Annotated in this window: 21 protein-coding genes and 1 tRNA gene; 14 read left to right on the top strand and 8 right to left on the bottom strand. The window is 68.9% G+C overall.

The window, feature by feature from the left end:
• The first annotated feature begins 54 nt into the window (after positions 1–54).
• A complete protein-coding gene (locus SSPS47_RS09105; protein WP_343234870.1) occupies positions 55–249 on the top strand; it encodes a hypothetical protein in 195 nt (64 codons plus the stop codon).
• A gap of 94 nt (positions 250–343) precedes the next feature.
• Here the strand turns inward: SSPS47_RS09105 and SSPS47_RS09100 are convergent, their stop codons facing one another.
• Together SSPS47_RS09100 and aceE are read right to left on the bottom strand one after the other, a co-directional pair.
• Entirely contained in the window at positions 344–1,126 is a 783-nt protein-coding gene (locus tag SSPS47_RS09100) for a potassium channel family protein (protein ID WP_164250125.1), read from the bottom strand.
• 125 nt (positions 1,127–1,251) lie between these two features.
• Positions 1,252–3,996 (bottom strand): pyruvate dehydrogenase (acetyl-transferring), homodimeric type, encoded by a 2,745-nt coding sequence (aceE, locus tag SSPS47_RS09095; protein WP_164250123.1) that lies wholly within the window; start codon positions 3,994–3,996, stop codon positions 1,252–1,254.
• A gap of 583 nt (positions 3,997–4,579) precedes the next feature.
• Between aceE and SSPS47_RS09090 the strand changes: the two genes are divergently transcribed.
• The 6 genes from SSPS47_RS09090 (at position 4,580) to SSPS47_RS09065 (ending at position 9,473) form a co-directional block, all read left to right on the top strand.
• On the top strand, positions 4,580–5,017 hold the full coding sequence (locus SSPS47_RS09090; protein ID WP_164250122.1) for a DUF3052 domain-containing protein: 438 nt from the start codon (positions 4,580–4,582) through the stop codon (positions 5,015–5,017).
• A 188-nt stretch (positions 5,018–5,205) separates the two neighbouring features.
• Positions 5,206–5,772 (top strand): peroxiredoxin, encoded by a 567-nt coding sequence (locus SSPS47_RS09085; protein WP_164254462.1) that lies wholly within the window; start codon positions 5,206–5,208, stop codon positions 5,770–5,772.
• Between the two features lie 217 nt (positions 5,773–5,989).
• Positions 5,990–6,565: a TerD family protein gene (locus tag SSPS47_RS09080; RefSeq protein ID WP_164250120.1), complete on the top strand. Its 576-nt coding sequence runs from the start codon at positions 5,990–5,992 to the stop codon at positions 6,563–6,565.
• Between the two features lie 245 nt (positions 6,566–6,810).
• A complete protein-coding gene (locus SSPS47_RS09075) occupies positions 6,811–7,386 on the top strand; it encodes a TerD family protein (RefSeq protein WP_147872903.1) in 576 nt (191 codons plus the stop codon).
• A gap of 50 nt (positions 7,387–7,436) precedes the next feature.
• On the top strand, positions 7,437–8,570 hold the full coding sequence (locus tag SSPS47_RS09070) for a DUF475 domain-containing protein (protein ID WP_164250118.1): 1,134 nt from the start codon (positions 7,437–7,439) through the stop codon (positions 8,568–8,570).
• Positions 8,571–8,735: 165 nt separating this feature from the next.
• Positions 8,736–9,473, top strand: a complete 738-nt coding sequence (locus SSPS47_RS09065) for a Tellurium resistance (RefSeq protein WP_147872901.1) — start codon at positions 8,736–8,738, stop codon at positions 9,471–9,473.
• A 216-nt stretch (positions 9,474–9,689) separates the two neighbouring features.
• On the opposite strand, the gene SSPS47_RS09060 is transcribed toward SSPS47_RS09065, so the two are convergent.
• The gene (locus SSPS47_RS09060; RefSeq protein WP_164250116.1) at positions 9,690–10,655 is read right to left on the bottom strand and encodes a TerD family protein; all 966 of its coding nucleotides are present in this window, start codon (positions 10,653–10,655) and stop codon (positions 9,690–9,692) included.
• A gap of 201 nt (positions 10,656–10,856) precedes the next feature.
• On the opposite strand from SSPS47_RS09060, the gene SSPS47_RS09055 reads away from it, so the two are divergent.
• The 3 genes from SSPS47_RS09055 (at position 10,857) to SSPS47_RS09045 (ending at position 15,570) form a co-directional block, all read left to right on the top strand.
• Positions 10,857–12,020: an HpcH/HpaI aldolase/citrate lyase family protein gene (locus SSPS47_RS09055; protein ID WP_164250114.1), complete on the top strand. Its 1,164-nt coding sequence runs from the start codon at positions 10,857–10,859 to the stop codon at positions 12,018–12,020.
• Positions 12,021–12,094: 74 nt separating this feature from the next.
• Positions 12,095–14,740 (top strand): phosphoribosyltransferase, encoded by a 2,646-nt coding sequence (locus SSPS47_RS09050; RefSeq protein ID WP_164250112.1) that lies wholly within the window; start codon positions 12,095–12,097, stop codon positions 14,738–14,740.
• Positions 14,737–15,570, top strand: a complete 834-nt coding sequence (locus tag SSPS47_RS09045; RefSeq protein ID WP_164250110.1) for an HAD family hydrolase — start codon at positions 14,737–14,739, stop codon at positions 15,568–15,570. The genes SSPS47_RS09050 and SSPS47_RS09045 overlap by 4 nt, the downstream gene beginning before the upstream one ends.
• Here SSPS47_RS09045 and SSPS47_RS09040 read toward each other — a convergent pair.
• Positions 15,539–16,165: a DedA family protein gene (locus tag SSPS47_RS09040; protein ID WP_164250108.1), complete on the bottom strand. Its 627-nt coding sequence runs from the start codon at positions 16,163–16,165 to the stop codon at positions 15,539–15,541. The two genes, SSPS47_RS09045 and SSPS47_RS09040, sit on opposite strands and share 32 nt — an antisense overlap.
• 157 nt (positions 16,166–16,322) lie before the next feature.
• Between SSPS47_RS09040 and SSPS47_RS09035 the strand changes: the two genes are divergently transcribed.
• Both SSPS47_RS09035 and SSPS47_RS09030 read left to right on the top strand, forming a co-directional pair.
• On the top strand, positions 16,323–17,414 hold the full coding sequence (locus SSPS47_RS09035; RefSeq protein ID WP_164250107.1) for a histidine kinase: 1,092 nt from the start codon (positions 16,323–16,325) through the stop codon (positions 17,412–17,414).
• Complete coding sequence (locus SSPS47_RS09030) at positions 17,405–18,049, top strand: response regulator transcription factor (protein ID WP_164250105.1); 645 nt, start codon at positions 17,405–17,407, stop codon at positions 18,047–18,049. Before SSPS47_RS09035 ends, SSPS47_RS09030 begins: the two co-directional genes overlap by 10 nt.
• A 43-nt stretch (positions 18,050–18,092) precedes the next feature.
• Here the strand turns inward: SSPS47_RS09030 and SSPS47_RS09025 are convergent, their stop codons facing one another.
• From SSPS47_RS09025 to SSPS47_RS09010, 4 genes are all read right to left on the bottom strand, one after another.
• Complete coding sequence (locus tag SSPS47_RS09025; protein WP_164250103.1) at positions 18,093–18,308, bottom strand: zinc ribbon domain-containing protein; 216 nt, start codon at positions 18,306–18,308, stop codon at positions 18,093–18,095.
• Positions 18,309–18,317: 9 nt separating this feature from the next.
• The gene (locus tag SSPS47_RS09020; protein WP_164250101.1) at positions 18,318–18,881 is read right to left on the bottom strand and encodes a DUF4383 domain-containing protein; all 564 of its coding nucleotides are present in this window, start codon (positions 18,879–18,881) and stop codon (positions 18,318–18,320) included.
• Between the two features lie 163 nt (positions 18,882–19,044).
• Positions 19,045–20,409, bottom strand: coding sequence for a hypothetical protein (locus tag SSPS47_RS09015; protein WP_164250099.1), 1,365 nt, complete (start codon positions 20,407–20,409; stop codon positions 19,045–19,047).
• A gap of 72 nt (positions 20,410–20,481) precedes the next feature.
• Positions 20,482–21,276: a DUF4097 family beta strand repeat-containing protein gene (locus tag SSPS47_RS09010; RefSeq protein WP_239064822.1), complete on the bottom strand. Its 795-nt coding sequence runs from the start codon at positions 21,274–21,276 to the stop codon at positions 20,482–20,484.
• A 202-nt stretch (positions 21,277–21,478) separates the two neighbouring features.
• Between SSPS47_RS09010 and SSPS47_RS09005 the strand changes: the two genes are divergently transcribed.
• A tRNA-Val gene (locus SSPS47_RS09005) sits at positions 21,479–21,553 on the top strand.
• 396 nt (positions 21,554–21,949) lie between these two features.
• Positions 21,950–23,275 carry a hypothetical protein gene (locus tag SSPS47_RS09000; protein WP_239064821.1) on the top strand — a complete coding sequence of 442 codons (1,326 nt, stop codon included), beginning with the start codon at positions 21,950–21,952 and terminating at the stop codon, positions 23,273–23,275.
• Positions 23,276–23,336 lie beyond the last annotated feature (61 nt).

The following is a 23,336-nucleotide window of genomic DNA, read 5'->3' as shown; positions in this document are numbered from 1 at the left end:
CGCAAGCACCCCCGCTCACGCGGCCGGACGGGGTCGCGGAACGGGACGGACCGCGTGACCATCGGGATAGTAGGTCTGGTCTTCGCCGTCGCGGGCCTGTTCGTGGCGTCGATCGTGCTCGGCCCGCTGGCCATCGTGCTCGGCTGGCTCGGCATGGGCCGGCGGTGGAGCACCGCGTACGTACCCGCGGTGATCGCCTTCACGCTCGGAATCGCCGACACCGTACTGGCACTCATGTGGCTGGTCTGACCGGCCACACGGTGACCCGTGACGGGACCCGCGGTTTCAGCCTTTTCAACAGGACAAGAAGAATCAGCAGGACCAGAAAGATCGGACAGCGCGATCAGACCGGTGTGCGGCCGGCTGTCGTACCGTCGCTCTCCCCCGTTCGACCGGGCAGGGCGGCACCCGACAGCCGGCCCACTTCCGCGCGCAACTCCCGCACCTCCTCCGTCAGCAGCTCGATCGCGGCCGTCTGACGCTCCTCGCCCGCACTCTCCTGCTCGAAACGGGAGATGAACCAGGTGGCGATGTTCGCCGTGATCAGCCCGAGCAGCGCGATCCCGCTCAGCATCAGACCGATGGCCAGGAGCCGCCCGAGCCCCGTCGTCGGCGACAGATCGCCGTACCCCACCGTGGTCATCGTCGTGAACGACCACCACACCGCGTCACCCAGCGTCTTGATGTTCCCGTCGGGGGAGCCGCGCTCGACCTCCAGCACCGCCAGCGAACCGAACATCATCAGCCCGGCGACCGCCCCCACCACATACGTCGTGAGCCTGATCTGACTCGCGATCCTCGCCCGCTGCCCGACCAGCAACAGCGTCGCCACCACACGCAGCAACCGCAGCGGCGCCACCATCGGCAGCAGCACGGCGAGCAGATCCAGCGGATGACGCCGCACGAACTCCCTGCGGGCACGGGCCAGAACGAGCCGCACCGCGTAGTCCGCCGCGAACAGCCCCCACACCACCCACTCGACGACCGAACAGGCACGGGTGAGGGCGCCGTGCGCGCCGGGCATGACGATGGGCAGCGCGTACGCGACACCGAACAGCAACGCGAACGCCAGCAACGGGCGCTGCGTACGCCGCTCCCAGCGCACACGCGCGGGTATTTCCTTCATGGCCGCAAAGAGTAGGCAACGCGACGACCGGCCGGAACCGCCACAGCGCCGCGCTCCTCGACCGCGCCCCAACGAGCGGTGGCCGGTCCCGTAACCACGGAACCGGCCACCGATCATCCACAGCCCTACGCGTCGCCGCCCGCGGCGCCCGGGTCCGCCGCCGCCACGTCCAGCAACTGGTAGCGGTCCACGGCCTGCTTCAGCAACGAGCGGTCCACCTTGCCCTCCCTGGCGAGCTCCGTGAGTACCGTCAGGGCGATCGACTCCGCGTCGATGTGGAAGAACCGGCGCGCCGCGCCACGCGTGTCCGCGAAACCGAAACCGTCCGCACCCAGCGACTGGTACGTCCCCGGCACCCAGCGCGAGATCTGGTCCGGCACGGCACGCATCCAGTCCGACACCGCGACGAACGGGCCCTCGGCACCCGACAGTTTGCGCGTCACGTACGGAACACGCTGCTCCTCCTCCGGGTGGAGCAGGTTGTACCGCTCCACGTCGACGGCCTCACGCCGCAGCTCGTTCCACGACGTCGCCGACCAGACGTCCGCGCGCACGTCCCACTGCTCGGCGAGGATCCGCTGCGCCTCGACGGCCCACGGCACGGCCACACCGGACGCCATGATCTGCGCCGGGATCGAGCCGCTCTCGCCCCGCTTGAAGCGGTAGACACCCTTGAGGATGCCCTCGACGTCCACGTCCGCCGGCTCGGCCGGGTGCTGGATCGGCTCGTTGTAGACCGTCAGGTAGTAGAAGACGTCCGGGTCCTCGCCCGGATGCGGCTGCCCGTACATCCGGCGCAGCCCGTCCTCCATGATGTGCGCGATCTCGTAGCCGAACGCCGGGTCGTAACTGACACAGCCCGGGTTCGTCGAGGCGAGCAACTGCGAGTGCCCGTCCGCGTGCTGAAGACCCTCACCGGTCAGAGTCGTACGACCCGCGGTCGCGCCCAGAACGAAACCGCGCGCCAACTGGTCCGCCATCTGCCAGAACTGGTCGCCGGTCCGCTGGAAACCGAACATCGAGTAGAAGACGTACACCGGGATCAGCGGCTCGCCGTGCGTCGCGTACGCCGAACCCGCCGCGATCAGCGACGCCGTACAGCCCGCCTCCGAGATGCCGTCGTGCAGCATCTGCCCGGTCGGCGACTCCTTGTACGCCAGCAGCAGCTCACGGTCGACCGACTCGTACTGCTGCCCCAGCGGGTTGTAGATCTTCGCACTCGGGAAGAACGCGTCCATGCCGAACGTGCGGTACTCGTCCGGCGCGATCAGCACGAAACGCTTGCCGATCTCCTTGTCCCGCATGAGGTCCTTCAGCACCCGCACGAACGCCATCGTGGTGGCGATCGACTGCTGACCCGACCCCTTCTTCGCCGCCGCGTACGTCTTGTCGCCCGGCAGGGCCAGCGGCTTCGACCGCACCACACGGGTCGGCACATAACCGTCCAGACCCTTGCGGCGGTCGTGCATGTACTGGATCTCTTCAGAGTCCCGGCCCGGGTGGTAGTACGGCGGCTGCCCGTCCTCCAGCTCCCGGTCCGTGATCGGCAGGTGCAGCCGGTCGCGGAAGCCCTTCAGATCGGCGACGGTCAGCTTCTTCATCTGATGCGTCGCGTTACGGCCCTCGAAGTTCGGACCCAGCGTCCAGCCCTTCACCGTCTGCGCGAGGATCACCGTCGGCTGGCCCTTGTGCGCCTTCGCCGCCGCGTACGCCGCGTACACCTTCTTGTGGTCGTGACCACCACGGCCCAGATGCAGGATCTGCTCGTCCGACATGCCCTCGACCATCGCGCGCAGCCGCTGGTCGTCACCGAAGAAGTGCTCACGGATGTACGCGCCGGTCTCCGTCGCGTACGTCTGGAACTGACCGTCCGGCGTCGTGTTCAACCGGTTGACCAGCACACCGTCCCGGTCCTGCGCCAGCAGCGGGTCCCACGACCGGTCCCAGACCAGCTTGATGACATTCCAGCCCGCACCCCGGAACTGCGACTCCAGCTCCTGGATGATCTTGCCGTTGCCGCGTACCGGACCGTCGAGCCGCTGAAGGTTGCAGTTGACGACGAACGTCAGATTGTCCAGACCCTCACGGGCCGCGATCGACAGCTGACCCAGCGACTCCGGCTCGTCCATCTCACCGTCGCCCAGATACGCCCACACATGCGACCGCGACGTGTCCGCGATCCCGCGCGCCTCCATGTAGCGGTTCATCCGCGCCTGGTAGATCGCGCCCAGCGGACCGAGCCCCATCGACACCGTCGGGAACTCCCAGAAGTCCGGCATCAGCCGCGGATGCGGATAGCTGGACAGCCCGTCCGGCGCCTTCGACTTCTCCTGACGGAAGGCGTCGAGCTGCGCCTCACTCAGCCGGTCCAGCAGGAAGGCGCGGGCGTAGATACCCGGGGACGCGTGCCCCTGGAAGAAGATCTGGTCGCCGCCGTCACCGCCGTCCTTGCCCCGGAAGAAGTGGTTGAAGCCCACGTCGTACAGGGAGGCGGAGGACGCGAAGGTGGCGATATGACCGCCGACGCCGATCCCGGGGCGCTGCGCGCGGGAGACCATCACCGCGGCGTTCCAGCGGGTCGCGTTGAGGACCTTCCGCTCGATCTCCTCGTTGCCGGGGAAGAACGGCTCGTCCTTGGTGGCGATGGTGTTGACGTAGTCGGTGCTGCGCATCTCGGGCACGGCCACGCGCTTCTCGCGCGCGCGCTCGATCAGGCGGAGCATCAGATAGCGGGCGCGCTCACGCCCCCGTTCGTCGACGGCGGCATCGAGCGAGTCGAGCCACTCCCGGGTCTCCTCGGGATCAAAGTCCGGGACCTGGCTGGGAAGGCCGCCAATGATGATCGGGTTGCGATCGGATCCGGAAGCCACACTTTTCCTTCGCTGTTCGGGTCGTGTCGCGCCCCGCGTCCGGGCCGGCCGTCCGACCGGTCACCTCATCACGCTGGGCACGCCTGTGGGTCCTGCGAGTACATCTGCTGTCGGTGGAGCTTGCCTCTTCTGCCGCCAGGGAACGGGCACGGGGAGCGGGCCGTACGGCGTATCCATCGTGTACCGCGGCGACGGAAACGTCACCTCTACCGAGGGGTAACCCTCACACTGCGACCAATTCCGGGAGATCCCGTCCCCCGCATGGTCGTCCGCGGTTGTTCCGGGTCCGGCCAAACCGCAATCTTACGCCCAAGGCGACTATGCGTTTCGTTCGGCCGTTCGGACCCGAATGACGTATTGAAGCCGCGTAGGATGACAAAGAGGGAGGAAACTTCTGGCAGGCATCACGTCCAGTGTTATCGGGGTGTCAGGAGATGCGATGAAGCAGCCCGGAACGTACCCGTTTCGGCGGTCTCGGTCGTCGGGTACTTGCGCGATCCGCCCGGCCCGTGTGGACTACGGCCAGCGCCCCGCGTACGCGCGTGGCTGAAGCATTTTCCAAAACATGATCAGGAGGCAATCCGTGAGCGCGACCGCGGACCACGCGGAGGAACGAACCAACGTTGCCGCGAGGCTTGGGTTCGAACCCGGACAGGTGGTCCAGGAGATCGGCTACGACGAAGACGTCGAGCAGGAGCTCCGTGAGTCCATCGAGGCCGTCATCGGCCAGGAGCTCGTCGACGAGGACTACGAGGACGTGGCCGACGCCGTCGTTCTGTGGTTCCGCGACGACGACGGCGACCTGACGGACGCGCTGGTGGACGCCATCGGTCTGATCGACGAAGGCGGGGCGGTCTGGCTGCTGACGCCCAAGACCGGCCGTGACAACTACGTCGAGCCCAGCGACATCAACGAGGCCGCCCAGACCGCCGGCCTGGCGCAGACCAAGAGCATCAACGCCGGCAAGGACTGGACGGGCAGCCGGCTGGTCACGCCCAAGGCGGCGAAGTCGAAGCGCTGAGAACGGGCGCCGCATCCGAGCGCGAAAGCCGAAGCGGCGGCCCGGCAGACCTGCCTCGCAAGCCTCCCACGCACTGACGGCCCCCGTCGGCATCCGCCGCCGGGGGCCCTTGCGTAGGGTGGCGGGGCCGGATGGTTCGGCGGGGCGGTGCGATTCACGGAGCGGGCGGGCGACGAGGGGGCATGACGATGACAGGGACGGCACGGAAGGCGCCGGCGCCGAAGGGGATTCCCGTCGGCAGCCAGGCGCCCGACTTCGCCCTGAAGGACAACCACGGGCGGACCGTACGCCTCTTCGACCTGCGCGGCGGCCAGGGCGCCGACGGGGGCGTCGTCGGCGGCCCGGACGGCGGCGTCGACGGCGCTCAGGACAGCGACGGCGACGGCAGGAACGTGGTGCTGGTCTTCTACCCGTTCGCCTTCACCGGCGTGTGCACCGGCGAGCTCCACGCACTGCGCGACCAACTGCCCTCCTTCGTCAACGACGACACCCAGCTGCTCGCCGTCTCCACCGACTCCATCCACACCCTGCGGATCTTCGCCGAGCAGGAAGACCTGGAGTTCCCGCTGCTGTCGGACTTCTGGCCGCACGGCGAGACCTCACGGGCGTACGGGATCTTCGACGAGGAGAAGGGCTGCGCGCTGCGCGGCACCTTCGTCATCGACAAGCGGGGCGTGGTGCGCTGGTCGGTCGTCAACGGGCTGCCGGACGCACGTGATCTCGACGAGTACGTCAAGGCTCTCGCTGCTCTGTGACGACAACTCGCCACTCGCGGTCACGATCTCGTGCGAAAAGCCTTGCAGGAACGGGGTTGTACCACGTAAACCGCACAAGGGGCGGGAACCGGTCACTAGGATCCACTCGTTGATCCGATGCCAATTGCACCAGGGGGCGCGTGCGACGCGGCGACGGCTGCCGAAGCGGCCGGGGCCGAGGACGCCCGCCCCTGTGAAACTCATCAAGGGAGGACTCGTGGGAGTCAGCCTCAGCAAGGGCGGCAACGTCTCGCTGACCAAGGCCGCGCCCAACCTGACCGCGGTCACCGTGGGTCTGGGCTGGGACGTCCGCACGACCACCGGAAACGACTTCGACCTCGACGCCAGCGCCCTGCTGACGAACGCCGAGGGCAAGGTCACGGGCGACGGGAACTTCGTCTTCTTCAACAACCTCAAGAGCCCCGACGGCTCCGTCGAGCACACCGGCGACAACACCACCGGTGAGGGCGAGGGCGACGACGAGGCGATCAAGGTCAACCTCGCCGCGGTCCCCGCGGACGTCGACAAGATCGTGTTCCCGGTCTCGATCTACGAGGCCGAGACCCGCCAGCAGTCCTTCGGCCAGGTGCGCAACGCGTTCATCCGCGTCGTCAACCAGGCGGACAACAACGAACTGGCGCGGTACGACCTGACCGAGGACGCTTCGAGCGAGACCGCCATGGTCTTCGGAGAGCTTTACCGAAACGGCGCCGAGTGGAAGTTCCGCGCCATCGGACAGGGGTATGCCTCTGGCCTGCGTGGCATCGCGCAGGACTTCGGCGTCAACGTCTGAGCCGCTGGTCCGACCGTCCGGCGCCGCACATCCCAGTGCGGCGCCGGACGCGCCTCACCGTGCTGGGGGTGCTGGGGCCCGTCGGCACCACGTACACGCACCACCGGCACCCACGTACGAGCACCACGTACGCGCAAGACCAGTAACACGTACGCGCATCACGAGCACCGCGTACACGCACCACGGGTACGGCGTCAGGCGCGCCGGGCCCGGCATCACGTCACCTCGGGGAGGACTTCACCATCATGGGCGTCACACTCGCCAAGGGGGGCAATGTCTCCCTCTCCAAGGCCGCACCGAACCTCACCCAGGTGTTGATCGGTCTCGGCTGGGACGCGCGCTCCACCACCGGAGCGCCGTTCGACCTCGACGCCAGCGCTCTGCTCTGCCAGTCAGGGCGGGTACTCGGCGACGAGTGGTTCATCTTCTACAACAACCTCACCAGCCCCGACGGCTCCGTCGAGCACACCGGGGACAACCTGACCGGTGAGGGCGACGGCGACGACGAGTCCCTCCTGGTCAACCTCCCCAACGTACCCGCGAACGTCGACAAGATCATCTTCCCGGTGTCGATCCATGACGCCGACGCCCGCGGCCAGACCTTCGGCCAGGTGAGCAACGCCTTCATCCGCGTCGTCAACCAGGCGGACGGCCAGGAGTTGGCCCGGTACGACCTCACCGAGGACGCGTCGACGGAGACCGCGATGATCTTCGGCGAGCTCTACCGCTACGGGGGCGAGTGGAAGTTCCGGGCCGTGGGGCAGGGGTACGCGTCGGGCCTGCGCGGCATCGCTCTAGACTTCGGGGTCAACGTTTCGTAAAGCAGTACTCGCGCGGGGGAAAACCCGTTAGACACCAAATGGGGTAGGCAGTGATCCTGAAAACCTTCGGCTGGTCGTTCGCCATCACGGCGGCCGGCCTTGCCTTCGCGGCCTGGCAGTGGGGGTGGGAGGCGTTCGGGATCGTACTGATCCTGTCGATCCTTGAGATCTCCCTGTCGTTCGACAACGCCGTTGTCAATGCCGGGATCTTGAAGAAGATGAATGCCTTCTGGCAGAAGATCTTCCTCACCATCGGAATCCTGATCGCCGTGTTCGGAATGCGGCTGGTCTTCCCCGTCGCCATCGTGGCGATCAGTGCCAAGGTCGGTCCCATCGAGGCCGTCCAGTTGGCGCTGGACAAGCCCGAACAGTACGAGGCACTGGTAACGGACGCCCACCCGGCGATCGCCGCGTTCGGTGGCATGTTCCTGTTGATGATCTTCCTGGACTTCATCTTCGACGAGCGTGACCACAAGTGGCTCGGCTGGCTGGAGCGCCCGCTGTCCAAGCTCGGCAAGGTCGACATGCTGTCGGTCTGCGTCGCGCTGATCGTCCTGCTCATCACGGCCATGACGTTCGCCACCAACGCGCACACCAGCACCGGGTACGCGGACAAGTCCGCCACCGTACTGCTGTCCGGTGTCGCGGGTCTGATCACCTATCTCGCCGTCAACGGACTCTCCAGCTTCTTCGAGAACAAACTCGAAGAGGAAGAGGAGCGCGAACACGAGGAGGAGGAGAAGGCCAAGGCCGAAGGCAAGCAGGTCTCGGCCGTCGGCCTGGCCGGCAAGGCCGCGTTCTTCCTCTTCCTCTACCTCGAAGTCCTCGACGCCTCCTTCTCGTTCGACGGAGTCATCGGCGCCTTCGCCATCACGAACCACATCTTCTGGATGGCACTCGGCCTCGGTATCGGCGCGATGTACGTCAGGTCGCTCACCGTCTACCTCGTCCGCCAGGGCACCCTCGACGACTACGTCTACCTGGAGCACGGCGCCCACTACGCGATCGGCGCGCTCGCCGCGATCCTGCTCATCACCATCGAGCACGAGATCAGCGAGATCATCACCGGCCTCGTCGGTCTCCTGCTGATCGGTGCGTCCTTCTGGTCATCGGTGGTCCGCAACAAGCGAGTTGCGGCTGAAGGTGGCGAGGATTCGCAAGACAAGACAACAGTCCATGTCTGAGTCTCCCTCCGGGGTGTGACCAGGCGGTGATAGCGGGAACGCTCTGAGCGGGGCGACCTGAGGCGGAAGCCTTCCGGTTGCCCCGCTGTTCACGTTCTGTACGGCGTCCCGCGGGACGTCCTGTAGGGCGTCCGACGAGTGGGAAATGGTGGGGGTGGGTCGGGGATGGCCTTCTGGGACAATCTGTGGCGAAGCAATGCCGCGCAATTCGATTCGGGGAGCGCCTCGACGAACTCGATCGAGCTGACCAAGCGCAATCCGGCGGTCTCACTCACCAAGCAGGGCGCCGCCACCGGGAACCTACGGGTCAACCTGTCGTGGCGGATGCGCACTTCGGACATCGAGGGCCGGTCGAGGCAGGGCGGCGGACTGCTGCGCCACCCCTTCAAACTCTTCAAGCCCGACGTCGTGCAGGCCCACACCCTGGGTGTGGTCAACGTCGACCTCGACATCGGGTGCATGTACGAACTGGCCGACGGCACCAAGGGCGTGGTGCAGCCGCTCGGTGGATTCTTCGGCAGCCTGAACGAGGCGCCGTACATCAAGCTCAGCGGCGACGACCGCTTCGGCGCCCCCTCCGGCGAGACGATATTCATCAACCTCGACCACCGTGAAGAGATCAAACGACTGCTCGTCTTCGTCTACATCTACGACCGCACCCCCGCCTTCGACCGGACGCACGCAAACGTCACGCTCTACCCGAGCAACGGCCCGCGGGTCGAGATCGAACTGGACGAGCGAGCCCCGCAGGCCCGGTCCTGCGCGGTGTTCTCGATGGAGACGGTCAAGGGCGAGCTGGTGGTGCGGCGCGAGGTGAAGTTCGTCTACGGCTTCCAGGCCGAACTGGACCGGCTGTACGGGTGGGGGCTCCAGTGGGGACGGGGCTACAAGACGAAGACGTGAGGGGGCGGGGGAGAGGGCCGGAGGAGCGGTGTGGCCGGGAGAGGGCCGGGACCGGGACCCGGAGCAGGTCCGCTCCCGGGGCCGGAACCCGGCGCGGGACCGGCGGCGCGGGTTCGGCCGACGTGCGGGACCCCCGGCGCGTGCTCGGTACGGGGGATCCAGTGGCCCCGGGCCCCGCTCCTTACGGTGGGCCGCCCGGCGCCGGGCCCCTGACTACTACGGCCGTACGAACTGCGGCCCCATCGGCGGCAGCCGGAAATTCGGGTCCGGCGCGGGAGCGGCCGCGGCGGCCGGCTGCGGGTAGCCGTAAGCCGGCGCGCCCTGCGGAGCCGGTGGCACCACTGGCGGCTGAGGATCCGGGGCGGGTGCGTGCGGGTAACCGTAAGCGGGCTGCGCCGACGCCGGCTGCGGATACCCGTAGGCCGGCGGGGCGGCGGGCTGCGGATACCCGTAGGCCGGCGGGGCGGCGGGCTGCGGAAACCCGTAGCCGGACTGCCCCTGCGGCTGGGCCGGCGAGGGAGGCTGCTGCGCGGGCGCCGAAGGCGCTGCCTGATGCCCGTCCTGCACCAGCGCCGGACCGCCGGGAAGCTGGGCGGTCACCCCTTCCGCCCCGGGGCCGTCGGCCCCTTCCGTCTCGTCGACCAGAATGCCGAAAGCCGTCGCCAACCCGATCAGCCCGGTCGGATACCCCTGCCCCACGGCCCGGAACTTCCAGCCGCTCCCACGCCGGTAGAGCTCACCACAGATGACAGCGGTCTCCTCGCCCGTCTCCGGGCGTACGTCGAAGACAGCCAGCGGGTCGCCGTCGGCCTGGCCCGCGTCGTACAGCAGGATCCGCAGGTCGTGCACGTGCTGGAAACTCGCCCCGTCCGACGACGCCGCGAGGACCACCTGGTCGACGCTCGGGTCGAGGGCGGCGAGATCCGCCTCGACAGTGTCGGTGAGCCCCTCAGGCACCTGCTTCTTCGGCAGCCGCCTGACCACGCCCGACGGATGGCGCGGCTGGTTGTAGAAGACGAAGTCCTCGTCGGAGCGCACACGCCCCTCCGGCCCCAGCAGCAACGCCGACGCATCCACGTCAGGAACCCCCGGCCCCGGCGTCCAGCGCAGCACGGCCCTTACGGCCATGGCGTCGAGGGGAACGTTCGAGCCCTTCACCATCGCGTGCGTCATGCCGGTCATCCTGCCTTCCCGCAGGCCGCGCGGACAACGTGGGGGCATGGTGGATAGCAGGGACACGGCGACGAGAGGGGGGTGAGACAGGGGCGAGAAGTGGACGAGTTACCTGAAATTCATGCACGCGTGGAACTCTTGACTCCCGTCCATACGTACTATTACCGGCCACATGTCAACGCGACGACCGTGGCAGTACGGGGGATGTAAATGCGTCACTTCGGGCATATTCCGCCCACTGCCCGGCGGGGGTTGTTCCACCAGGAGCCCGGCGAGTTCACCGCCGTCTCTCCTGCCCGCATGCTCTCGGCGGCCCTCGGAGCCACCCTCTACAGCCCCGCCACCAGGTCCCGGCTGGCGGACGACGTGGTCAAGCTGGCCGGGCGAGGCGTCGTCTCGATGGTGCTGTGCCTGGAGGACAGCATCGACGACTCCGAGGTCCCATGGGCCGAGGAGAACCTCATCAGGCAGTTCGCCGACCTCGACCGGCGTGGCGCGGAGGTGCCCCTGCTGTTCGTCCGCGTCCGTGAACCGGACCAGATACCCGACCTCGTACACAGGCTCGGCCCCGCCGCTCACATGCTGTCCGGATTCGTACTCCCCAAATTCACCGAGGAGCGCGGAGTCCCCTTCCTCGAAGCACTGATTTCAGCCGAACATGAGAGCGGGCAGCGCCTCTTCGCCATGCCCGTACTCGAATCGCCCGAACTGCTCCATCTGGAGACCCGCGCCGACACCCTCACCGGCATCGCCCGCACCGTCGACAAATACCGGGAGCGGGTACTGGCCCTGCGGCTCGGCGTCACCGACTTCTGCTCCGCGTACGGGCTCCGCCGGTCACCCGACATGACCGCGTACGACGTACGCATCGTCTCCGCCGTCATCGCGGATGTCGTGAACGTCCTCGGCCGCGCCGACGGCACCGGCTTCACCATCACCGGCCCCGTGTGGGAGTACTTCCGACTCCACGAGCGGATGTTCAAACCGCAGCTGCGCCGCAGCCCCTTCCTCGAAGGGCGGGCCGAGGAACTGCGCACCGCGCTCATCGAGCACGACCTGGACGGACTGCTCCGCGAGATCCAGCTCGACCAGACCAACGGGCTCATGGGCAAGACTTGCATCCACCCCTCGCACGTCATGCCCGTGCACGCGCTGTCGGTCGTCAGCCACGAGGAGTTCAGCGACGCGAGGGACATCCTGCGGCCGGAGCGGGGCGGGGGAGGCGTACTGCGCTCCTCTTACACGAACAAGATGAACGAGGTGAAGCCCCACCGCGCCTGGGCAGAACGCACCATGCAGCGCGCCGAGGTCTTCGGCGTCGCCAAGGAGGACATCGGCTTCGTTGAGCTGCTGGCCGCCGGGCTGGTGGAGTGAGCGGTACCGGGAGCGGGAGCGGGAGACGGAACGAAACCGAGTACGGAACCGAGAAGGCAGAGGAGAACGTCGACGTGGTGTGGTCGGGGTCATGGGTCGCCGAACGGCTCGGCATAGAGCTCGTTGGCGGGGACGAACTGCGCGAGCTGCTGGGCCTGGCCCTGCGCCGCAACCCCAAGCGTGCCCACCTCCTGGTCTCGAACGTCCTCGGCAAACACGTCCCGCAGCGGCCCTCCGTCGTCCACGGCGCCGGCGTCGCCCTCGGCGAACGCGTCCGGGACCTGCTCGGTGACGCCGTCGAGCAGACCGTGATCCTCGGCTACGCGGAGACCGCGACCGGACTCGGCCACTCGGTGGCCGACGGCGTCGCACGTGCCCCCTATCTGCACTCCACCCGGCGGCCCGTGCCCGGTGTGGCCACCGCGGGCGGCTTCGAGGAGTCCCACTCACACGCCACCTCGCATCTGCTGCTGCCCGAGGACCCGGAGCTGCTGGCGGGCGACGGTCCGCTGGTCCTCGTGGACGACGAGTTCTCCACAGGGAACACGGTCCTCAACACCATCCGCGCCCTGCACGCCCGCTACCCGCGACGGTGGTACGTGATCGTGGCCCTCGTCGACATGCGCACGGCCGCCGACCAGGGCCGGCTCGCGGAATTCGCCCAGGACATCGGCGCCCGCGTCGACCTGGTGGCGATGGCCTCGGGCACGGTCACCCTCCCGGAAGGCGTCCTGGCCCGTGGCCAGGCCCTGGTGGCAGAGCACGACGCCGGTTCGCCGACGGACACGGGCACGGGCACGATGTCGTCGTCCGCCGGCGTCGGTACGGGCACGGGTGGAGGCACGAGCGCCGGCATCGGTACGGGTACGGGCGCCGGCTCCGGAGCTGGGGTCGGGGTGGGGGCCCCCTCCCCCTCCCCCCAGCCCCCTCCCCTCCCCACCACCCCCGCACCCGCCTCCCCTCCCGAGACGGCGGACGGCGACATCGTGCGTGTGTCGCTCGGCTGGCCCGCAGGGCTGCCCGACGGCGGGCGTCACGGCTTCACACCCGCCCACCGCACGCGCCTGGAGGCTGCCGCGCCCGGCATGGCGGCCGAGCTCGCCAAGGAGCTCGGAGACGCCCGACGTGTCCTCGTCCTCGGCTTCGAGGAGCTGATGTACGCGCCCCTGCGCCTCGCCCTGGAGCTGGAGCGGTCCGTCACCGACATCGAGGTCCGCTACTCGACCACGACCCGCTCGCCCGTCCTCGCCGTGGACGCCCCCGGCTATGCGATACGCAGCCGTCTCGTCTTCCCGGCCCACGACACTGCCGCCTTCCCGGCCGGCGAGGGCACGGGCGACCGGTACGCCTACAACGTCGCCGGCGGTGGCTTCGACGCCGTCGTCACGGTCGTCGACTCCCTGGCTGACTCGCCGGAGCTGCACGCCCCCGGCGGTCTGCTGGCGCAGCTCGCCGCTCATGTCCCGCGTGTCGTGCTCGCCGTCGTTCCCTCGTACCTCCCCGCTCCCTCGCGCGTCACCGACCGGCAGGAACCTTCCATGCTGCCCGCCCCACTCCGTGGCCCCGCCTTCTCCTCGTACGCCGCCGACGACGTCGGCTGGCTCCTCCAGGACCTGTCCGACGTGAAACTGGAGGCCCCGACCGAGGAGCGCGAAGAGGCTATCCAGAGCGGAGGCGCCCACTACGCGGAGTCACTGCCCGTCGAGTACCAGCCCAGCGCCCAGTACCAGGAACTCTTCCGGTCCGCGCTCGATACCTCCGCCGCCCGCATCGCCCGTGCTGTCGGCACCGTCACCGAGACCGTCCTGGCCGAGCACCCGCAGCGCTACGACGAACCCACCTCGGTGGAAGCCACGCAGGCACTGCCCGTCCTGGTCTCACTCGCCCGAGCGGGCACACCCGTGGGCGTTCTGATGCGCCGCTGGGCCCAACACCGGCACGGTCTCGATCTGCCGCACTACGCCATCTCGATCGTGCGCGGCCGTGGCATCGACACCAACGCCATCCGCTGGCTCGCCGCCCATCACAACCCCGCCGACATCGTCTTCGTCGACGGCTGGACCGGCAAGGGCGCCATCACCCGCGAACTCGCCGACGCACTGAGCGAGTTCGACGACTTCCACCCCGAGATCGCGGTACTCGCCGACCCCGGCGGCTGCGTACGGACCTACGGCACCCGTGAGGACTTCCTCATCCCTTCCGCCTGCCTCAACTCCACCGTCTCCGGCCTCGTCTCCCGCACCGTCCTGCGCGCGGACCTCGTCGGACCCGACGACTTCCACGGGGCGAAGCACTACCGCGAACTCGCGGACGCCGACGTGTCCGGCTACTTCCTGGACACCGTCGCCGCCCGATTCGACGACGTCACGGACGCGGTGGACACCGAGGTCAAGGAACTCCTCTCCACCGACCGCGCACCCACCTGGGAAGGCTGGGCCGCCGTCGAGCGGATCAGCGAGGAGTACGGCATCCACGATGTGAACCTCGTCAAACCCGGCGTAGGCGAGGCCACCCGCGTTCTCCTGCGCCGCGTCCCCTGGAAGATCCTCGCCAAACGCGGTGCGGGAGCCGACCTCGACCATGTGCGACTGCTCGCCCAGCAGCGAGGCGTACCCGTGGAAGAAGTCGACGGACTTCCCTACACCTGCGTCGGGTTGATCCACCCCCGCTTCACCAGAGGCGCCACGGGCGCGGACGGCACGGCGGTGGCCACCTCGTGAACGCGACCACCTCCTCGGCGACCCTGGTCGCCAGCGACCTCGACCGCACGCTCATCTATTCGGCCGCCGCTCTCCAGCTCTCCGTGCCGGATACGAAGGCCCCCCGCCTGCTCTGTGTCGAACTCTACGAGCGCCGCCCCCTGTCCTACATGACGGAGACCGCCGCCCGGCTCCTCGAAGACCTCGCCCGCGACACGGTCTTCGTACCCACCACGACACGCACCCGCGAGCAGTACTCCCGTATCCATCTGCCCGGACCCGCCGCTCGGTTCGCGATCTGCGCCAACGGTGGTCATCTGCTCGTCGACGGTGAGTCCGACCCCACCTGGCACACCCAGGTGAAGGACCGCCTCGCCGCGAGCTGCGCACCCCTGAAGGAAGTCAGGGAACACCTTCGCTCCACGGCCGACCCCGCCTGGCTGCTCAAAGAGCGGGTCGCCGAGGACCTTTTCGCGTATCTCGTGGTCGACCGCGCACGCCTGCCCGAGGGCTGGGTGAAGGAGCTCTCCGAGTGGGCCGACGGCCGCGGCTGGGCGGTCTCCCTCCAGGGCCGGAAGATCTACGCCGTACCCCGTCCGCTGACCAAGAGCGCCGCCGTGCGTGAGGTGGCCCGGAGGGCCGGTACCGAAGTGGTCCTGGCCGCCGGGGATTCGCTCCTCGACGCCGACCTGCTCCTCGCGGCCGATCGTGGTTGGCGCCCCGGCCACGGGGAACTTGCCGACACCGGTTGGAGCGCCCCGCATGTGGAGAAACTGACCGAGACCGGGGTGACCGCCGGGGAGGAGATGCTGCGGCGGATCAGTCTTGCCGCTGCTCCTTCCGGGACTTGACCACCCGCTTGACCACCCAGGCCAGGAGCACGAGCAGCGCGACGCCCAACACCAGCTTCGAATAGGTCGAGACATAGCCGCTCACCTCCTTCCAGTTCTCGCCCAGCGCATATCCGGCCATGATGAACGCGGTGTTCCATATCGCGCTCCCTAGCGTGGTCAGACAGAGGAAGACGGGCCGAGGCATTTTCTCGACGCCCGCGGGCACGGAGATCAGACTGCGGAAGACGGGAACCATCCGGCCGAAGAAGACCGCCTTCTTGCCGTGCCGGTTGAACCAGTCCTCGGTCTTCTCTATGTCTTCTGCCTTGACCAGCGGCACCTTGGCAGCGAGAGCGATCATCCGCTCCCGGCCGAGCCACGCACCCAACCCGTACAGGGCGAGCGCGCCCACGACCGAGCCCGCGGTCGTCCACAGCAGGGCCGCGATCAGATTCATCTTGCCGGTGCTGGCCGCGAAGCCGGCGAGCGGCAGGATCACCTCGCTGGGCAGGGGAGGGAACAGATTCTCCAGGGCAATGGCTATGCCCGCGCCCGGCGCTCCGAGCGTGTCCATCAACGTGTTGACCCATTGCTCCGGGCTGGTTCCGATCATGACTCCCACGCTAGATGCCTGCTCAGACAAGCACATTGAGGCGAACCGTGCGGATTACTGAGGTTTCCCGCAGTGTGCCGTCACATGCTTCCCGCTAGCGTTGTTGATCGTGAACACAGCGGTGCGTCGAGGGGCGCGACTCGGGACAGGACTCGCCATGGGCGGCTCCACGGCGGTGGTCGAGCTGGCTTTCTCGCTGCTCGCGGGTACGGCTCTGCTCCTCGTGCGCGCATGGCCGCGCGGGCGTCGCGCGGTCATGAGGCCGGTGGCGGCCGGAGCGCGGAGACTGGTCGACCTGGAGCGACACCGGCTGCGCACGATGCTCGGCGAGCGGGTGTCCGCCAGCTATGAGCCGGCCAACGCGCTGTGGTATCTCGCGACCCGCTGGGCGCTCGGGTTGTTCGGCGTGGTCGTGGTGTTGGCCGCGGTGGTCGGTGTCGGCTACGGCACTTTTTTCGTCTACGCCTGGGCGATAACGGATCTCAAGAATCCGGACGAGCTCGCGCTCGGCACTTTCGGCGGTCTGTTCCTGCTCTTCCTCACGTCGCGGGGATTCTTCGAAGTCGCCGCTCTCGAAGGGAAATTGGCCAGGCACTTCCTCGGCCCCAGCCAGCAGGAGGAGTTGGAGCGGCGTATAGAACAGCTCGCCGTCAGCCGTGCGGGAGTCGTGGACGTGGTCCATGACGAGCGCCGTCGTATCGAGCGGGACCTGCACGACGGAGTGCAGCAGGGGCTGGTGGCGCTCGGAATGCTGCTGGGCCGTGCCCGGCGCAGCAGCGACGCTCGACACGCGGACGACCTGCTGAGGCAGGCCCATGAACAGGCCGGTCAGGTTCTCAGCGAGCTGCGTGAGGTGGCCTGGCGCGTCTATCCGACGGTGCTGGACGAGGCAGGGCTCCGAGCGGCGCTGGAGACGGTCGCCGAACGGTGCCCGCTGCCGGTGCGGCTGCGCTGCCGGCTCGGGAGTGAACCACCGAAAGCGGCCGCGACCGTCGCCTACTTCGTCGTCTCCGAAAGCGTCACCAACGCGGTCAAGCACTCAGGGGCGGCGAGTATCGACGTGAGAGTCGACGAGGACACCCGCACGCTGCGAATACGGGTGACGGACGACGGCAAGGGCGGCGCCGACGCGTCGGGCAGCGGTCTGTTCGGGCTTGCCCGCCGTGTCGAGGCCCTCGACGGGATCCTGCGGGTCGACAGTCCGCCCGGCGGCCCCACCACCATCACCGCGGAGATTCCATGCGAGTAGTCCTGGCCGAGGATTCGACGTTGCTGAGGGAGGGCCTGGTGCGGTTGCTCTCCGAGGAGGGGCACGAGGTGGTGGACGCGGTCGCCGACGCGGAGACGCTGCTGGCCGTCGTCGCCCATGACCAGCCGGATGTGGTGGTGGCAGACGTTCGGATGCCGCCCTCACACACCGACGAGGGGCTGCGGGCCGCGCTGGAGATCCGTAAGCGCTGGCCGGCGGTGGGGGTGCTGGTCCTCTCCCAGTATGTGGAGAAGCGCTACGCGACGGAGTTGCTGACCGGCGATTCGGAAGGCGTCGGTTATCTCCTGAAGGACCGGGTGGTCCAAGTGGACGAGTTCCTCGACGCGTTGGAGCGGGTGGCGGCGGGCCGGGCGGCATTCGACCCGGAGGTCGTACGGCAGTTGCTGGCCCGCTCCAACCGTACGGATCCGCTGTCGCGGCTCACCGAGCGTGAGCGGGAAGTGCTTGCCGAGATGGCCCAGGGGCACACCAACACGGCGATCGCGCGGCGTCTGTACATTTCGGTGAGTGCCGTCGAGAAACACTGCAACGCGATCTTCGACAAGCTGGAGATCAGCGGGACGGGCGGCTACAGCCGCCGGGTCCTCGCCGTGCTGCGTTATCTGAACACCTAGCGTCCCCCGACCAGCGAAGGGTCGACGGCTCCGCCGACTCGTCCTAGGAGCAGCAGCCCCCACCGCAGCAGCCGCCTCCGCCGCCCGCCGAGGGGGCGGGGGAGCCCTTCGCCGAGCCGCCCACGGCGACGGTGGACAGCAGCTTCACGGTGTCCTGGTGGCCGGCGGGGCAGGTCGCCGAGGCCGACGACTCCGCCATCGGGCGGCTGAGTTCGAAGGTCGTGTCGCAGGGGCGGCAGCGGTACTCGTAGCGAGGCATGGGGCCAGGTTATCCGGCCGGCCGGTGCGCACCGTGCCGGTGGGAGGTGACAGCGCGGTGGGCATGGACCGCACGCTGACCGGCCGCGGTCCGGCCGCGCCGCTCGTCCTCGACCTGGGTCGGGTGACGGGCCCGCCAGTACGGATTGTCGTGCGGCAGGCCGCCGCTGACTCTCCCGTACATGCCGAAGAACATGAGCATCACGCCCACCACGAAGCTGAACAACACGTTCTGGATGCGGAAGGCGAGGGGGTTGAACGAACTGTCGAGCAGCGCGAGATTGACGAAGCCGCTGAGGATGAAGAGCACGCCGAGGACCATGTTCAGCGTCGACGCGAAGTTCTTGCCGATCAGCATACCGACGAAGAGCAGGGCGCCGACACAGAAGGACAGGACACTCAGCGCGCCGTTGGTGTTCAGACCGGCGGTGGTGTGGCTGCCGGTGTCGAAGACACCGATCTGGTCGGTCAGCCCGAGGATGCCGAACACGAGCAGCACCAGGCCGATCAGCCCCGCACCGACGCGGTACACCCGGCTCAGACGGTGGTCGACGGGCAGATGCTCGTCAAGCATGACCCCCCGCCGGTGTTGCCGTGCGGGGTGGGAACGGGTCTCTGAACCGGACACGAGCGGCCCCCTTCAGCCGGTGCACACCTGTGCGCTCTCTGCGTACCTCAAGGATCCGTCCGGCACGACCAGGGGACAAATCGGGCAAGGTGTGGGGGTTCGGAGCCGGTCAGGCCCCGGCGCCCCGCTCGTCGCGGATCTCGCCGACCACGCGGGTCACCGTGTTGCGCACCGCTTCGGTCTCCGTCAGGAAGTGCCACCAGTCGGGATGCCGGCCCTCCAGCCCGGCCACGGCGCGGTCCAGCCGTGCCACGGCGTCGTCCAGCGGGCGCGCGTGCCGGGGCTCGGGCGTGTTGCGGCCCGCCATCGCCAGCCGCTGGGCGTCCCGCACGGCGAACCGCGTCCGGTCGATCTCCTGCTGCGGGTCCTTCGAGACGGCATTGAGCCGCTGAAGCCGGTCACCGGCGGCCGAGACGGCCTCGTCGGTGGAGTTCAGCAGCGCGCGGACCGTGCTGAGCAGAGCCGTCGCGTCCGGCCAGCGCTGCTCCTCGCGCGCCTTGGCGGCCTCCTTCAGCTTCTCCTCCGCCTGGTGCACGGAGGTCGCCGCCTGACCGGCCACGGGCTGGAGATCCTGCCAGCAGGCGGCGCTGAAGCGGCGCCGCAGCTCGCTCAGCACGGGCTCCACGGTGCCGGAGCGCGTGGTCAGGGCCTGGGCGCGCGTACGCAGCGACACCAGCCGCCGGTCGATCTCCGCCGCGCGCTCGGGCAGCCGCTCGGCCTCGGCCCGTACGGCCTCGGCGTCCCGCAGCACCCGGTCGGCGCGCTGAATGGTCTCGGCCACGCCGTGCTGGCCCGCGCCCTGATTGAGCTTGGTCAGCTCCGGGCCGAGCGTCGCGAGCCGCGCCGCGAGGTCGTCGGCCCGCAGCCCGGTGCCGCGCACCGCGTCGAGGGCGTTGCTCGCGGCGAGCAGGGTCTGCCGCGCCCGCTCCACGGCGGGCGCCAGCCGTGCGAGCTGTGTCTCCGCCTTGTCCAGCAGCGGGCCGAGCCCGCGCTCGAAGCGGTCGAGCTCACCCTTGACCCGGACGAGCTCGTCCTTGGCCCTGGTCAGCGCCGTACGGGCCGTGGAGGCCACGGACGGTTCGAGATCGTCCCGGTCGAGGTCGTGCGCGTCGACGGCGCTGATGTAGCCGCTGCTGGCCTCGTCGATCCGCCGTCCCAGCGCGGCGAACTCGTCCACGGCCCGCCGTGCGCCCGGCGAGCTGTCGACGGCGGTGATCGTCTCTATGGAGATGCGCAGATCGCGCTGGGCGGTGTCCAGCTCGTAGAAAGCGGCTGCGGCGGCGTCCTTGGCGGCCTGCGCATCGGCCCGCTGATTCTCCCCGCGCCCGCCGAACCACCGCCGTGTGCCCCCGCCGGCGAAGGCCCCGGGCAGGGTCGCGGCGATCAACGGCACCGGCAGCAGCATCAGGATGACGACATCACGGACGCCACCCGCCCTCGCTCGTGCGTGCGGCTGCGCGTGTGTCGCCGTCACATCCCTCTCCCGTGCCGATTACGCCCTGCCCAGTTCATTCTCCCACCAGGAAGGGACGAACACACGGGTCGGTTAGTTCGCGCTTCGGACTGTGACTTTGCCGTTGTCGCTGTGGGCCTTCACCACGTGGGCGCTGTCGTCGTCCGTGGGCACGTCCACATCGACGCTCCCGTTGTCGCTCTTGGCGGTCACCGCGTAGCTGGTGCCGGACTTCGGCAGGTCGATCGTGACGGACCCGTTGTCACTGAAGGTGTCCACCTTGTCGGGTACGGAGGTGAGCTCCAGCCGTACCGCTCCGTTGTCGGACCGGGCGTGCACCGACCTGGACGAGACGCCCTCGGTCGTCACCCTGCCGTTGTCGCTGAACAGATCGAGCGCGCCGCTGGAGTTCCGTACGTCGACGGAGCCGTTGTCGGAGCGGAGGTTCAGGGCGGTGTCGAAGCCGTCGGCGCGCAGCCTGCCGTTGTCGTTCTCCACCTTCACGGCCACCCCGCGCGGGACCTTCACCCGGTGCCGCGACTCGCAGTTGTTCACCAGTGCCTCGCACTTCACCTTGAGGGTGAGGGTGTCGTCCTCCATCTTCCAGACCGGGTCGGGGCCCGAACCGAGTACGACCCAGCCGTCGACCTGGCGCGTCACCTCGATGTCCTTCACATCGGCCGGCACCAGATCGATCGAAGAGTTCGCCGACGCGATGGTCAGCGTCTTGCCACTGAAGGCGAACGACCGCTTCTCGGTCGGCGCCTCGTCGGCGTCGGCGCTCCCGCACCCACTGACGGCGACCACGGCGAGCGCGGCGCCTCCGGCGGCGACAAGAGTGCGAGCGCGACGGCTGCGGCGGATGTGCTGTGTGCGGCGTGTGTCCACGGTGATCGGTCCCCCAGGCTGGTCCTGCTGATGTGCTATCAGCGTACGAATCCGGGCGCCCCCGAACGATCCGGTCGGCCACCGTCTCCGTGGTGGGGATATCCCCCCGTCACCACCCCGCCAGGCTGGGACCGGGCGTCCGGCCTGCGAAGGGCGTTTGTGAGAGGGGGGAGTACGCCATGTACCCTGATGCCTCATCCACGGGTGCGTAGCTCAGGGGTAGAGCGTTGCTCTTACAAAGCAAATGTCGGCGGTTCGAAACCGTCCGCGCCCACCAGTGGTAAACCGCAGGTGAGACCTGTATCGGCCTCTCGTCCAGTCAAAGGACGAGGGGCCGTTTCTCGTGACCCGTCCGTCCAGAGTCCACATCTTCTCGGCGCCCGCCCAGCAGCTTCCCTCGTCTGCCGGATGACAGGATGGCAGGAAATGGGCCGAGTTGGGATGAAGTGCCGTTGTATGTGGAGTGATCCGCAGGGGTGGTTGACCACCGGCCCCGGTGTGCGGCGGGACAGTGGCGGCGCGGGGCGTCGTTGGGTGAGGCGGGGGAGTGCCGCGCGTGGAGACAGACGTCGTGCCGTCCGTCGGGGGTGTCGTTCCGCGTGCCGCGGCGGGTGGTGGGCGCAGGACGGTCGGGGTCGGGCGGTGGGGGCTTGGTGGGGTGTGCCTTGGGTTTGTGGTCGTCGCCGGGGTGCTCGTGCCGATCGGGTTGCCTCTCGGGTGGGACGAGATCGTCTACGCCAGCAGGTTCGGTCCGTACGGGCCCGCCGTGCCGTTCAGCGCGCCGCGTACCCGCGGGGTGCCGCTGTTGCTCGTGCCCGTCGCGTCGTGGAGCGACTCGGTGGTGCTTCTGCGGCTCTGGATGGGGACGCTGGCGGGTGGGGCGCTCTATCTGGGGTTTCGGCCGTGGCTGGGGGTGCTGCGGCGTCCCGCGGGCGTATGGGTGGCCGCGGGGCTGTTCGGGAGCCTGTGGTTCGCCCTCTTCTACGCCAACTCCGCCATGCCCAACCACTACACGGCGATGGGCGCTGCCGCCGCCACCGGCTGTTCGCTGCGCCGGGACCCGGGCCGTGGTGCGTACGCGGGGATCGTCGCCGGGCTGGCCGTCGTCACGCTGATGCGGCCCAACGACGGTGTGGCCGTGGCCCTTCCGCTGCTTGTCGCGCCCCTTGTGGTGCCCGCGTGGCGCGGCCGGTCCCGGCCGGCGGCCGTGGTGGCGGGCGTCGGGGTGGGCGCGCTGCCGTGGGTCGTGGAGGCGTGGCTGCGGTTCGGCGGTGTGGTGCGGCGGCTCTCCGAGGCGAGCGACATCCAGGGCGGTATGCGGCCCGTTCCTTCACTGAAGGCTCATCTCACCGCGTTGGACGGCCCGTTGCTCTGTCGTCCTTGTACGGGCGACACCGTCGCCTCCGGGGTCGTCGAATGGTGGCTGCTGCTCCCGCTGCTGGTCGTGCTCGGGCTGTGGGCCACACGGCGTGCCGGGTGCCCGAGAGCGCCGATGTGGCTCGCGGTGGCCGTCGCGGCGTCCGCGTCGGTGCCGTATCTCTTCCTCGTCCCCTACGCGGCGCCCCGTTTCCTCCTGCCCGGTTACGCGCTGCTGGTGCTGCCCGCGGCCGTCGGTCTGCTCGCCGTCGCCGACCGGGCGCGTGGCTCGCGCCCGGTCGCGGTCGGGCTCGCCGTCGTACTGCTGGGGCACGCGGCCGTACAGATCACGCAGGTACGGACCCATGTGGGCGTCCAGGAACGGGCGCGCGGCGACTGGCTGCGGATCAGTGCGGTACTGCGTGAGGAGGGGGTGCGGCCGCCGTGTCTGATCAAGGGGAACAGTTCGGCGATCCCCGTCGCGTACACGGCGGGCTGCGCGTCGGCCGGTATGGACGATCCGGTGCCCGCTACCGCGGTGATCCTGCGCCGCGCGGATCCGCCGCGCTGGGCACGGGAGTGGCCGGGGCGCCCGGTGCCCGGCACGTACAACCCCGGCTGGTCCGTCGCGGTGCGCCCGTAGAACCTAGGTGGCACGCACGCCCGCCGCGTTGTCGGACTCGCCCGAGTACGCCTGGTACGGA

The sequence above is a fragment of the Streptomyces sp. S4.7 genome (assembly GCF_010384365.1).
Lineage (GTDB): Bacteria > Actinomycetota > Actinomycetes > Streptomycetales > Streptomycetaceae > Streptomyces.
Note: the sequence above shows the minus strand (reverse complement) of the source record. Positions and strands in the feature narration are given on the sequence as shown.